The sequence below is a fragment of the Desulfoluna sp. HI9BLuna genome (assembly GCF_056829775.1).
This window is the reverse complement of sequence record NZ_CP186555.1, coordinates 3,949,612-3,963,135: the sequence shown is the minus strand read 5'-3', so window position 1 is coordinate 3,963,135 and position 13,524 is coordinate 3,949,612. Positions and strand designations below refer to the sequence as shown.

At 61.1% G+C, this 13,524-nt stretch carries 9 protein-coding genes; 7 read left to right on the top strand and 2 right to left on the bottom strand.

Annotated features, from left to right (window positions below; genetic code table 11):
- Positions 1-216: 216 nt before the first annotated feature.
- Complete coding sequence (locus ACOYW0_RS16015) at positions 217-2,736, bottom strand: response regulator (RefSeq protein ID WP_482414833.1); 2,520 nt, start codon at positions 2,734-2,736, stop codon at positions 217-219.
- 515 nt (positions 2,737-3,251) lie between these two features.
- Positions 3,252-4,163, bottom strand: a complete 912-nt coding sequence (locus ACOYW0_RS16010; RefSeq protein WP_482414832.1) for a LysR family transcriptional regulator ArgP — start codon at positions 4,161-4,163, stop codon at positions 3,252-3,254.
- A 238-nt stretch (positions 4,164-4,401) separates the two neighbouring features.
- On the opposite strand from ACOYW0_RS16010, the gene ACOYW0_RS16005 reads away from it, so the two are divergent.
- The 7 genes from ACOYW0_RS16005 to ACOYW0_RS15975 all read left to right on the top strand — a co-directional run bounded on the left by ACOYW0_RS16005 (position 4,402) and on the right by ACOYW0_RS15975 (position 13,223).
- The gene (locus ACOYW0_RS16005) at positions 4,402-5,010 is read left to right on the top strand and encodes a LysE/ArgO family amino acid transporter (protein ID WP_482414831.1); all 609 of its coding nucleotides are present in this window, start codon (positions 4,402-4,404) and stop codon (positions 5,008-5,010) included.
- A 185-nt stretch (positions 5,011-5,195) separates the two neighbouring features.
- Positions 5,196-6,689, top strand: a complete 1,494-nt coding sequence (locus ACOYW0_RS16000) for a sigma-54 interaction domain-containing protein (protein WP_482414830.1) — start codon at positions 5,196-5,198, stop codon at positions 6,687-6,689.
- Positions 6,690-7,082: 393 nt separating this feature from the next.
- Positions 7,083-8,591, top strand: a complete 1,509-nt coding sequence (locus ACOYW0_RS15995) for a BCCT family transporter (RefSeq protein ID WP_482414829.1) — start codon at positions 7,083-7,085, stop codon at positions 8,589-8,591.
- Positions 8,592-8,696: 105 nt separating this feature from the next.
- Positions 8,697-10,118, top strand: coding sequence for a trimethylamine methyltransferase family protein (locus ACOYW0_RS15990; protein ID WP_482414828.1), 1,422 nt, complete (start codon positions 8,697-8,699; stop codon positions 10,116-10,118).
- A 23-nt stretch (positions 10,119-10,141) separates the two neighbouring features.
- On the top strand, positions 10,142-11,680 hold the full coding sequence (locus ACOYW0_RS15985; protein ID WP_482414827.1) for a BCCT family transporter: 1,539 nt from the start codon (positions 10,142-10,144) through the stop codon (positions 11,678-11,680).
- Positions 11,681-11,734: 54 nt separating this feature from the next.
- Positions 11,735-12,367, top strand: coding sequence for a corrinoid protein (locus ACOYW0_RS15980; RefSeq protein ID WP_482414826.1), 633 nt, complete (start codon positions 11,735-11,737; stop codon positions 12,365-12,367).
- Positions 12,368-12,422: 55 nt separating this feature from the next.
- Entirely contained in the window at positions 12,423-13,223 is an 801-nt protein-coding gene (locus ACOYW0_RS15975) for a dihydropteroate synthase (RefSeq protein WP_482414825.1), read from the top strand.
- The last annotated feature ends 301 nt before the right edge of the window (positions 13,224-13,524 follow it).

Sequence of the window (13,524 nt, the reverse complement as noted above, 5' to 3'; positions counted from 1 at the left end):
TAGAAGAATGACATGGGCCTCCCCTGCCTTGACGGTTGCCGGACTTCACCCTTCACGCGAATGCCCTGGCAGCATTCGCATGGCAACGGCCTCCATGCCTTCGCCATAGGGTTTCAAGGTGCCCCCACCTTGCCTCTGGAGGCTGGTTTTGCCATGCACTTTCACAATAAAAAACATCGCTTTTGGCTTTTACTTTGTGCCCGCTGGGCATCGGATTTAACCTGATTTTGACGGTGTCCACGCCTCATCACCCGCGTCCAGCTCCTGTCGCACGGCTGTGAGCAGGGTGTGCATCTCCACGGGTTTCATCAAAAACGTCCGAACACCGATGGTCTCGGCTGCCTGGCGGGCCCTGCGGTCGTTGTAGCCCGTGCAGAGGATCACCGGTATCCCGGGAGTCATGGCCTTGATCTCCCGTGTCAGGGCCATACCGGTCATGCCGGGCATGGTCATGTCGCTCACCACGATATCGTAGTTGCCCCGGCTCGCCCGGTAATGGTCCAGCGCCTTTTTGCTCTCCGTAAACACCGACACCCGGTACCCGGCCCGCCTCAGCATCCGCTTGAGCAAAAAGGCGAGTTCTTCGTCGTCGTCCACCACCAGAACCGTCTCGCGGCCCCTGGGAGGGGCCTCGGCGGAAACGGGCTCAGGAAGCAAGGCCTCCCCTTCCACTTCGAGAAAGCAGAGGGTAAAGGTGCTGCCCTTGCCCGGCTCGCTGTCCACGGTGATGGTGCCGCCGCACTCCCGGACGATGCCGTGGACAACGGAGAGCCCCAGGCCCGTGCCCTTGCCCTCCTCCTTGGTGGTGAAGTACGGGTCGAAGATCCTGTCTCGACTGGCCGCGTCCATGCCCACCCCCGTGTCCTTCACCACAAGCCTCAGGCAGGAGCCGGAGGGGTTTCCCGGAAACGGCGATTCCTTCTCGTTCATGAATACAGTCTCCAGTGCCACCTCCAGGGTCCCGCCCCCCATGCCTTCCATGGCGTGGTAGGCGTTGGTCCCCAGGTTCATGATGACCTGGTGCACATGGGTGGGGTCCCCGAATATCAGACGGCCTTCGGCGTGGAGCCTCTCCCGGATGGCGATGGTGCTGGGCAGGGTGGAGCGCAGGAGGGTCAGGGCCTCCTGGACCACGGCCTGGACATGGACCGGTTTGAGTTCGGACTGATGACGCCTGGAGAGGGTCAGGATCCTTCGCACCAGGTCCCGCGCCCGCTGGGAGGCCTTGAGGATGCCCGTCATGTTCTCCGCCTCCCGACTGTCCGGGGGCAGCGAAAGCTGGGTCATCTCCGCGTACCCGATAATGGGGGAGAGAATATTGTTGAAGTCGTGGGCAATGCCCCCGGCCAGGGTGCCCAGGGCCTCCATCTTCTGGGAGTTCCGGAGTTGGGCACGCAGCAGCTCCTTTTCCTCTTCGGCCTGGAAAAGACGGGAGATATCGATAAAACTGTCCACAATGCCCAAAAGACGACCGTCCCGGTCCGTGAGCGGGTTGGCGGCCACCATGCAGGGGATGCCCTCCCGACTCGCCGTGGAGAACAGGCTCTCCCCCCGAACAGGGGTGACCCCTGAAAGCGCCTGGACCAGGGGACAGGCGTCGGTGCGGCACATGTCGCTGCGAATCACCTCGTAGCAGTGCTTGCCCACGGCAAGGGAGGCATCCTCACCAAAAAGCTCGCTGAAGGTGCTGTTCATGCGAAGCAGGCGAAACCTTCGGTCAATGATCAGCATGGGGATGGAGGCGTTGAAAACCTGGGTCAGCTCCAGGTTGGCCCGGGCCACCCGCTGCCTGGCCCCCTCCAGCTCCGAGGCCTGGGCCCGAAGGGACTCTTCCGCCCTCCGGCTCAGCCGGGTGGCACGGTCCACGGCGTGCCGCAGGCTCCGGTTCCAGACAAAAAACCCACCGAGGACCGCAACAACCAGGCACACCACCAGGCCGATGGCATAGGTACGAAAAGAAGGGTCCCTGTAGACGGGGTGGGTTTTCAGGTAGAGCCACTTTTTAAAAATATCCCGTTTCTCTTCCGGCGAAATCAAGGAGAGGCCCCGGTTCATGATATCCACCAGCATGGGCTGCTGACGGGAGATGCCCATGCAGATCTCGTAGCTGTAGTGGGTGTATCCCAGGGTCTGAAGCCGCACCAGGCCGTGCTTCTCTATCAGGTAAGAAGTGGAGGCCACATCGGACACCAGGCCCTCGGCCTCCCGGCGATCCACCTTGAGTAGCCCCTCAAGGGTATAATCCACGGGCTCCACCAGAATCCCCGGATACTTTCTGGACAGGATCTCATGGTCCACGCTCCCTTTCAGCACGCAGACCCGCTTGCCCACCAAGCCCTCCAGGTTAATGCCCCCCGTTGTTTCCGGCCCCGTTACAATGGTGGTGGGCATCTGGAAATAGGTCCGCGTGAACGCCAGGTGCGGCTCCCGGGATGAAAGCCGGGCTATGGAGGGGATCACGTCCACCTCGCCCCGGTACCCGGCCCGGAGAATCTCGGCCCAGGTGGCGTAGCGCACCCGGGTAAACACAAAGCCCAGTTTTTCTTCGATAAGGGAGATGTACTCAGGGGCGATGCCCTGCACCTGCCCCTCATCGTTAAAAAAGGAGGCCGGGGGCCAGTTGGGTTCAAAGGCCAGGGTGAGTTGGCCCTTGCGGGCTTCGAGCCACTGGCGCTGCTCCGGGGTCAGGGGATCCGGAACCGGAGGAGCGGCAAAGGAGACCGAAAGATAAACCACCAGGCAAAACAGCACCGCCACAGGGCACAGGCAACAAAAGGCGCATGGGCGTAAACGTCCGGTTCGCCCCCCCGTCTGTCTGCGCATCGTTGATGATGAGAAATTGATCATTCACATGTCCCCTGCGTGTTTCGTAAAAGCACCGCACACCCCACACGGAATGAACGGAGCTCACGCACCGAGCTGCGGCGCAATCCCAAGCCCAAAACAGCCGGTCAATCTCAATGTATTTCAGGCTGATACAAAACACCGAGAGGCGGCCCACATGACGCAGCCGTGTGAATTGTTTCCCCCGAACCCTGACGTCCCCATCAAGCCTTTCCTTAATGTACTTTTCGTCACAGTTGACAAAACCTTTATTCCCAGTTGACGAAAAGACGCACCCCTTGTCCGTGCCCACCCGCGGCATCGGCACCACCCAGCCCCCTGTAATGCACCGAATGGCGGGGCATCACGCCCATCAGCCCCACACCGTGAAAGCGACGTCTCTCTCATTTCGCCTCGTCGCCCTTCCGTCACGGCGATTCGCCGGGCGTGTCCTGAAGGAGGGTGCAACGGGCCCCCTCCACCAGTCCATGGGAGAACCGCTCCAAAAGCGCCGACTTCACATTCCAGACATGCCAGTACAGCGGAACCTTTATCTCCCTGCCCGGGGCCACATCCGTGAGCGCCCCGGCGGCAAGCAGGGGCGAGGCCTGCTGCATGGGCACCATGCCGTACCCCATGCCCTGGACAATGGTGGTCACCACACTTGCAGACGAGGGGACGTAATGACGGGGAAAAGACGAGGGAGGATCTGACAACCAGGCCTTGAGAAACCGCCCATGGAGCTCATCCTTGCGATTGAAGAGCACCGCCGGGGCCCGAGCCGCAGCCCCCGAACCGAACCCGTCGCCAAACCAGCGCCCGGCAAAGGAAGGGGACGCCACCATGCGGTAAACCATGGCCCCCAGGTAGGCCATGCGGCACCCCTGGACCGGCTCCGCACTGGAGGTGATGCAACCCACGGTCTCCCCGCTCTTTAAAAACCGCAGGGTCTCGTCCTGATCATCCACGCAGAAATCAAGGAGGACTCGCTCCTTCTCCAGAAACGCGGCAAGCCCGGGCAGGAGCCAGGTCTCCAGGCTGTCTGCGTTGACCCCCACGGTGAGGGTATGAAAGCCCTCATCCGCCCCCGGGGCCAGGGTCTCCCCCAGGTCCGCCTCCAGATGGGACACCTTAAAGTAATGGGCCAGAAAGAGCTCACCGGCCCGGGTGGGAGACGGCGGGGCTGTCCGGCTCAACAGCACCTGACCGGCCTGCTCTTCCAGGAGCTTGACCCGTTGGGAGACAGCAGACTGCGAGATGTTGAGAACCCTGGACGCCCTTTCAAAGCCCCCCTCCAGGACCACACGTGCCATGGCCTCTATCAGCTTGTAATCGTACATGGCGTGCTCCGAAAAGTTCTTAAAAAGCCGCTCTTAATAGGGCAGGCGAGGCCCCGTCACATTATTCGTTTTTCTTATGATGTATATATATAATTAATTTTACTTTTACAATTGAATCCCCCTACAAAGGGGGCGTCATCATCGCAGGGGCAGGCTGATGCCCCCCGGCTTTCCACAGGAACGACACCGGCAGCCTCAGGCGGCACCGGCATTGACATCACAAGGGACACACGACATCATGATTTCGCCATTTCTCAAAGGGTTCGGCACCAGCGCGGGCCTGATCATCGCCATCGGCGCCCAGAACGCCTTTGTCCTCAGCCAGGGGGTGAAGCGCAACCATCACCTGGTGATCCCCCTTATATGCAGCTTCTTCGACGCCCTGTTGATCACTGTGGGCATCCTCGGGGTAGGCACGGCCGTGGCCGCCCATCCCCTGCTCACCCGGACGGCAGCCTGGGGAGGTGCCGCCTTTCTCTTCTGGTACGGAGCCTGCGCCTTCCGGTCGGCACACCGGGGAGGCAGCCTGGAGGCGGAAGAGGCAGGACGCACACCCCTTAAAACCGCGGTGCTGGCCACCCTGGCCGTCACCCTGCTGAACCCCCACGTTTACCTGGACACCCTGGTCCTCATGGGGGGCATCAGCGGCCAGTTTCCTTTGGAGCAGCGCCCCTGGTTCGGGTTCGGAGCGGCCACGGCCTCCTTTGCCTGGTTCTTTCTCCTCAGCCTGGGGGGCAACCTGCTGGCCCCGGTCTTTCGAAGGCAAAGGGCCTGGCGCATTCTCGACACCCTGGTGGGCCTCGTCATGTGGGGCATCGCGTTTTCCCTTCTTGTAAACATGGCCTAACACACCGGCAAGATTGACATCCACGAAGAGATCGTTCAAGGTACACCTATCAGGCACCGTTCACCCTCAAGGCATTGTCGCCCTCACCGGGGATGACAAGACCGGTCGACTGCCCTCGGCCGGCGCCCTGAGGCTGTGCCCCAGGCAACACCGTATCAACCCCAGTCATACGTGGAGTCTGTTCAATGGGTCAACACAGGAAGTCACGGTCCGAATCGCTGTTCGATGTCACCCGCATCAACTTCTTGAGCGTGCTGGACCAGCTTGACGAAGGCATTATCATCACCGATCACCAGGGGATCATCGTCTACTACAACGACACCCAGGCCCAGATCGACGGGGCCGATCCCGAGGAGATCATCGGCAAGCATGTCACCGAGGTCTACGAGCTCTCCGACGAGACCAGCATGATTGCCAAATGCATGGACAAAAAACGCGCCATCCGAAACCGCACTTTTTTTTACCGCACCCGGAAAGGCAAGGTGGCCCACACCATCCATTCCATTTTTCCCCTCCTTGATGGCTCCCGCGTCACCGGGGCCATCTGCTTTGTCAAAGACTACAACATCCTCCAGAAGAGCACCCCCATGATCGCCGTCCCCAGTTTCAACAAAAACAAGGGAAACGGCACCCGCTACACCTTCGGGGACATCATCGGAGACAGCTACGACCTTCAGCGGGCCATGGTCACGGCCCGGGAGGCGGCCTCCTCGTCGTCGCCCATCATGCTCATCGGCGAGACCGGCACGGGCAAAGAGCTCTTTGCCCAGTCCATCCACAATCACAGCGCCCGGAAAAACAAGGCCTACACCGCCCTTAACTGCGCGGCCATCCCGGAAAACCTCCTGGAAGGAGTGCTCTTCGGCACCGTCAAAGGAGCCTTCACCGGTGCCCTGGACAAACCGGGCCTCCTGGAGATGGGCAACGGGGGCACCCTCTTCCTGGACGAGCTCCTGGCCATGCCCACCACCCTCCAGGCCAAGCTCTTACGGGTCCTGCAGGAGAAAAAATTCCGGCGCATCGGCTCCCACAAAGAGGTGGAGGTGGAGCTCAAGGTGATCAGCGCCATGAACGGCTCCCCACGGGAGGCCGTGAAAAACGGCCAGCTGAGAACCGACCTCTTCTATCGCCTGGGTGTGGTCATCGTCCAGATCCCCCCCCTTCGAAACCGGCTCGATGACCTGGAGAACCTCATCAGCCACTTCATCCTCACCCTCAACCACACCTTCGGGACCCACGTCAAAGGGGTCTCCCCCAGGGTGCTCGACCTGTTTAAAGGGTACCGCTGGCCCGGCAACGTCCGGGAGCTGGAGCACCTCATCGAAGGGGCCATGAACAGCGCGGGCCAGAACAAGATCATCGGCCTCCGGCATTTTACCTCCGCCTTTGAGACCCTGAACGTCATGGGCGACAACCTTGAAGACACGGCCTGGGAATCCTCGGATACGGGTCCTTTTCACCAGCTCATGCCGGCCGCAGCCCCCCTTTCCGCCACAAGCAACCTGTCGGAATCCCAGAAGGCCACCGAGCGGCAGACCATCGCCCATGCCCTGACCCACTCCTTCGGCAACGTCTCCAGGGCCTCGAAGATCCTGGGCATCTCCCGGCAGCTCCTCCATTACAAAATGAAGAAACACAAGCTCAACCGAAAGACCTTCGCCGATCCGCCCGCCGGGTAAGGGGCGAGGTGCATCCGCAGCAAATCAAGTCAACACACAGAACTCAAAGGCAAAACCGCCACTCAACAAGTAATAATCATGTCGCCTTTCCCCCGGACCTGTCCGGCCGGGGCAGGGTGAAAAATATTTTGCTAAATTAGAAAAGGTTTTTGACAAAACCGAAAAACCGAAAAAATCCTTTCACCCTGCCCGCCCCCCTTGACACAAAACAGCGTTCAGCACCATCCACCGCAATCACGCACGTTCTCACGTTTTAACCCACCGATGTTACCGCAAAGACAACCCCTTGGCATACCCCTTGCTCTTTAGTGCGGTCATGAGGTTTCCAGTCCGTACCGGGCCGTCCGGCCTCCGCGTACGCATGCAACATCATGGCTAATAAAGGGGTTACACATGTCTCAGACCGATCATCAAAACGCAAGGCCCTTCGATCCGATCATCTTCTGGGTTTCGGCATCCGTCACCGTGCTGTTTATCCTGTGGTCGATCCTCTTTCCGGAGAACATGAACACAACCATCAACGCCGTCTTCGGATGGACCACCCAGAAGTGGGGGTGGCTCTATCTCCTGACGGCGTTTCTGCTGGTGGCCGGCTGCCTCGTCCTCATGGGGGGGACTTACGGCCGCCTGAAACTTGGGCTTCCCGGGGACAAGCCCGAGTTCTCCAACTTCTCCTGGTTCGCCATGCTCTTCGGCTCGGCCATTGCCGCAGGCATCGTCTTCTGGGGACCGGCGGAACCGGCCTACCACTTCATGAGCCCGCCCCCTTACTTCGGCGGTGAAGCCCTCACCCCGGAGACCGGCGCCAACGCCATGACCTACTCCTTTTTCCACTGGGGCCTCTCAGCCTGGGCCATCTACGCCATCCTCACCATCGCCCTGGCCCACGCCTGCTACACCAAGAACCTCCCCTTAAACTTCTCCAGCGCCTTCTACTACGCCATCGGCGACCGTATTTACGGCATCTGGGGAAAAATCATCGACATCTTTGCCGTCTTCGCCACCTTAGGGGGCCTGGCCACCACCACGGGCCTGGTGGCCCTTCAGCTCTCCAGCGGCCTGAAGTACCAGTACGGCCTGGAGCTGGGCACAAACGCCATCTACATCATCATCGCCGTGCTCACCGTCATCTTCACCGTGGCCGTCTACACCGGGGTGGAGAAAGGAATCAAGATCGTCGGCGACGTCAACATGTGGGTCTTCATCGGGGTCTGGTTCTTTATCCTCGTCTTCGGGCCCACCATCTTTCTCATCAACCTCACCACCAACGCCCTGGGCCAGTACCTCGTTCACTTCCTGCCCATGAGCCTCTACACGGCACCGGGCATCGAGGGCAACTGGATCGGCGGCTGGACCGTCTTCTACTGGGCGTGGTGGATGAGCTGGGCGCCCTTTGTCTCGGTTTTCATCGCCCGCATTTCCAAGGGCCGCTCCATCCGTGAGACCATCGCCGCGGTCCTGATCCTCCCCACCCTGGGGAACTTCCTCTGGTACGGCGTGGTGGGCGGCTCGGGCATCAGCTTTGATGTCACCCCTATCCTCAAGGAGCACGGGGTGGAGAGCGCCATCTTCGCCATTGCCCAGCACCTGCCCTTAACCGGCATCCTGGCCATCTTCCTCATCTTTCTCATCACCACCTTTTTTGTCACCAGCGCCAACTCCGCGGCCCTCTCCCTGGCCTGCTTTGTCTCCGGAAAAGAGAACCCGGGACGCAACCTGCGGGCCTTCTGGGGCATCGCCCTGGGCGCCGTGGCCGCGGTCCTAGCCGGTACCGGCAAGCTCAAGGCCATCCAGACCGCCTCCATCGCCACGGCCTTTCCCATGATCTTTCTTCTGCTCATCTGCCTCTGGGGCACCTTCCGGGGGCTGAACAAACACATCAAGGAGACACCCGACGAATAGACCGCACGCGGGGCATGGACGCCGCCCCGCAAAATCGGGGCACCGGCTCCGCCGGTGCCTGTTTTTCACCATGTCCCGGACATGTTCCAACGAAGGAGACCATCGATGTACGACAGAATGCAGGAACTAACCCAAGAGGAGTTTACCCGGATCCATGACAGCGCCATGGATCTTCTCAAGAACACGGGGATTGTCTTCAACGATGAGGAAGCCATCGACATCTTCCGGAAAAACGGCGTAAAAACCGAGGGCAAGACGGTGTTTCTCACCGAAGCACAGGTGCGAAGCGCCGTGGAAAAAGCCCCGGCAAGCTTCACCGTCGCCGGACGGAATCCTGCGAAAAACGTGGCCATCGGAAAGGACGACTTCGTCTTTGTCCCCGGCTACGGCGCCCCGTACATCATCGATGCCGACGGGGTGCAGCGGGAAGCGGTCATGGAAGACTACGACACCTTCTGCAAGCTCATCCACACCTCCAAGTACATCGACATGAACGGGTGGATGATGGTGGAGCCTTCGAACATGCCGCCGGAGACCGTCCACATGGACATGATGCTCTCCAACTTCCTCCTCTGCGACAAGCCCTGCATGGGCTCCCCGGTCTCGCGCCAGGGCGCCATGGACGGCATCGAGATGGCCTCCATCGTCTTCGGCGGCAAGGACAAGATCATGGACACCCCGGTGTCGGTCTCCCTCATCAACTCCCTGTCCCCCCTGCAGTTCTCCGATGAGATGGTGGGCTCCCTCATCGAGCTGGCCCGCCACGGCCAGGCCTGCGTGGTGGCCTCCCTCATCATGGCCGGTGCCTCGGGTCCCGTGACCTTAGGGGGCGTGGCCGCCCTCCAGAACGCCGAAATCCTGGCCGGCATCACCCTGGCCCAGATGGTGCGGGAAGGGGCCCCGGTGATCTACGGGTCCACCTCCTCTGCCATGGACATGAAGACAGGGGCCCTGTCCATCGGCGCCCCGGCCCTGTCCAAGAACATCAACGTCACCGCCCAGATGGCCCGATTCTACGACCTGCCCAGCCGAAGCGGCGGCGGCCTCACCGACGCCCTCTACCCCGACGGACAGGCTGGCCTGGAATCGGCCCTGGCCCTGTCCACGGCAGCCCGGTCCGGCATCAACTTCATCCTCCACTCCGCGGGCATCCTGGGCTCTTACATCGCCATGAGCTTTGAAAAATTCCTCATGGACGAAGAGCTTGCCGGCATGATCCGCCAGATGCTCAAGCCCATCGGCTTTGACGAAGAGAGCATCGACGTGGAGATGATCAAGCAGACCGGTATCGGCGGGCAGTACCTCACCAATCCCAAGACATTTAAGCTCTGCCGCACCGAGTTCTTCCTGCCCGATCTCATGACCCGTACCAACTACGACGCCTGGAGCGCCGGAGGCAAAAAGCGCATCCACGAGGTGGCCGGCGACAAGATGAGCCAGCGCCTGGCCAAGTACGAGAAACCCGACATCGACCCGGCCGTGGAAAAGGAGCTCACCGAATACGTGAACCGTCGCAAGAACGCTTAACCGAAGAGTTGAAAGGACACACCATGGAATCCGGAGGAATCACCCGTCGCATCGGACGTCACCTAGACACAGCAGTCTTTACAGGATCAGCCGTCCTGGTGGTTCCCTTTGTCCTGCTCGGGGCCGCAGCCCCCGCCCTGCTGAAAAGCATGAGCGGGGCGGCCCTGGGCTACCTAACCCAAAGCTGGAGCTGGCTCTACCTCTCCAGCGTCAACCTCTTCGTCGTCGCGGCCCTGGCCCTGGCACTCTCTCCTTACGGCAGGATACGCCTGGGCCGCGACGACGAAAAACCGGAGTACAGCTGGCTCAGCTGGTTTGCCATGCTCTTCTCCGCGGGCATGGGTATCGGCCTGGTCTTTTGGTCCATTGCCGAGCCCCTCTACCACTATGCCTCCCCCCCGAAGGGGACCGGGGCAACCGCGGAGTCGGCCCGCCTGGCCTTCCAGATCTTCTGCCACCACTGGGGGATCCATGCCTGGGGGACTTACGTGGCCGTGGGGCTGCCCCTGGCCTACTTCCAGTTCCGAAAGGGCCTGCCCGGAACCGTCTCCCACTGCCTCTTTCCCCGGGCAGCCGGGAACGGTGGGGCCTCGCGGGGCACGGGCAAACTGGTGGATATGCTGGCGGTCTGGGCCACGGTCATGGGGGTGGTCACCTCCCTGGGGCTCGGGGCCCTGCAGATCACCAGCGGGCTTCACCTCTCCTGGGGACTTCCCGGAGGCACGGGCACCACGGCGGCAGTCATCGGGGTCATCACGGCCCTGTACATCGCCTCGGCCCTGAGCGGGGTCAAGCGCGGCATCCGCATGCTCTCCCTGCTCAACGTGGCCTTCATGGTCCTGCTGCTGCTCTTTTTCATGGTCAAGGGCCCCTTCGGGTTCATCATCAAAACCCTGGGGATCGCCCTGGCCGATTACACAACAGGCATCCTCCCGCTCTCCACGACCTTCAGCCTCTTCGGAAACCGTGCCTGGACCGAAAGCTGGACCGTCTTTTACTGGGCGTGGTGGATCGCCTGGGCCCCCTTTGTGGGAGCCTTCATCGCCACCATCTCCCGGGGCCGGACCATCCGTGAGTTCGTCCTGGGGGTCATGTTTCTGCCGGCTCTCTTCTCCATCCTCTTCTCCACGGCCCTGGGCGGCACCGCCGTCTGGCTGGAGCTGGAGCAGGGAGCGGGCCTGATGAACGCGGTGAGCCAGAGCCTGGAGGCTGCGCTGTTTGAAACCCTGGCGCACATGCCCCTCTACGGGGTGCTGGCCCTTTTGGCAAACCTGCTCATCGCCTCGTTTTTTATCACCTCGGCCGATTCCGCCACCCTCGTGATCAGCCGGTTTTCCACCGGCGGCCACGCAGGGGGGCCGGAATCCCCCGAAGGACGGCTCCTCATCATCTTCTGGGGCCTGCTGCTGGGCGGCCTTGCCATGGTCCTTATCTGGTCCGGCGGGCTCAAGGCCCTGCAGACGGCTTCCATCATCGGAGCCTTTCCCTTTGTCTTCGTCATGCTCTGCCTTCTTGTTTCCCTCACCCGGGAACTGGTCCGGGAAGGGAGACCCAAGGTCTGAGCAGATGAATAACAGGATCACCAACAACCCGACACATAACAATGGAGAGTCATCATGTCTGATTTAAAAACCATCACCGAAACCCTTATCTCCGGCGACGGCGACACCCTCATGGTTCAAGTCAAAGAGGCCCTCGACCAGGGCATCCCCGCTGGTGAAATCCTGTCCGAAGGCCTCATCGCAGGCATGGACATCGTGGGCGAGCGCATGGAGACCGGGGAGATGTTCATCCCCGAAGTCCTCATGTCCGCCCAGGCCATGGGCGAGGCCGTGGAGATCTTAAAACCCCTGCTCGCCGAAGGAGAGACCAGCACCGCAGGCCGCGTGGTCATCGGCACGGTGAAGGGAGACCTCCACGACATCGGGAAAAACCTCGTGGTGATGATGATGGAGAGCGCAGGATTTGAAGTGACCGACCTGGGTGTGGACGTGGACGCAGATGCCTTCATGAAGGCCATCGAAGAGCTCAACCCCCATATCGTCGGGCTCTCCGCCCTTCTGACGACAACCATGCCCGCCATGCGAGACACCGTGAGCAAAATCGCCGAGGCAGGCAAGAAAGACGCCGTCAAGATCATGGTGGGCGGAGCGCCGGTGAACCAGGCCTTTGCCGATGAGATCGGCGCCGACGCCTACGCCTCCGATGCCGGGTCCGCCTGCAAACTGGCCAAGGCCATGCTCAAATAAACCTGCCGGTTCGGGTGTTCATTTTTCACGGCAATTCATCAATGAAGGAGAGACCATGTTTACCGTCATCGGAGAACGCATCAACACCACCCTGAAAAAGGTCAAGGCGGCCGTCACCGAGAGGGACGCCGACTACATCGCAGAGGACGTCAAACGGCAGGAAGCCTGCGGGGCCACCTACATCGACGTCAACGCCGGGGCCCGCATCGGCCATGAAGAAGAGGACATGAAGTGGCTCCTCTCCGTCATCCAGGGGGCCACCAAGCTCCCCCTGTGCCTGGACAGCCCGGACCCGGCCATCCTGGAGATGGCCTACGGCCTGGTGGAGCAGACGCCCCTCATCAACTCCATCAGCCTGGAAAAGGACCGGTTCGATCCCATGATGCAGTACTTGAAAGGAAAAGAGTGCCGCATCATCGCCCTGTGCATGGACGACTCGGGCATGCCCAAAAGCGTGGACGACATCTTCGACCGGGCCAAAACCCTGGTGGCCGAACTCGAAGGCATCGGCTTTGCACGTGACGACATCTTCATCGACCCCCTGATTCAGCCCATGAGCGTGGCCGCGGAAAACGGGAACATGGCCATGGACGCCGTGGAAAAAATCATGACCGAACTCGAAGGGGTCCACACTACCGGCGGACTCTCCAACATCTCCTACGGCCTGCCCCAGCGCAAAATGGTCAACCGCATCTTCCTGGCCATGATGATGGCAAAGGGCTACGACTCGGCCATCATGGACCCCCTGGACAAGGAGATCATGGCCGTGCTGAAAACCGCCGACATGCTCAAAGGCGCAGACAACTTCTGCATGAACTACCTGAAAGCCGTGCGTGCCGGCGACATCGTCGCCTGATCCGCCCCTGCCCGGCAGGGGCGTTCCCCCGACCCTGCCGGAACCGGATCCTGCGCGCGACCCGAAGGGCCCATGCCTGGCATGCGGCCCTTCCCCATTTGCCAGAGGCAAACGCAGGCCGTCACGGGTTAAAATGCATGGAAAAGCCTGCCTCCGGCGGCGAGGTGAGCCACCTCGAAAGCTGATTGCCGTTCCGTTTTGTCCCTCGTTCCTCGAGCCAAATCGCAACGGCCTTCGGCTCGGGCTTCGCCCGAAACATATGCTGGTGTTGCCCACGCCCCCCCTGGTACCGGAGCTATTC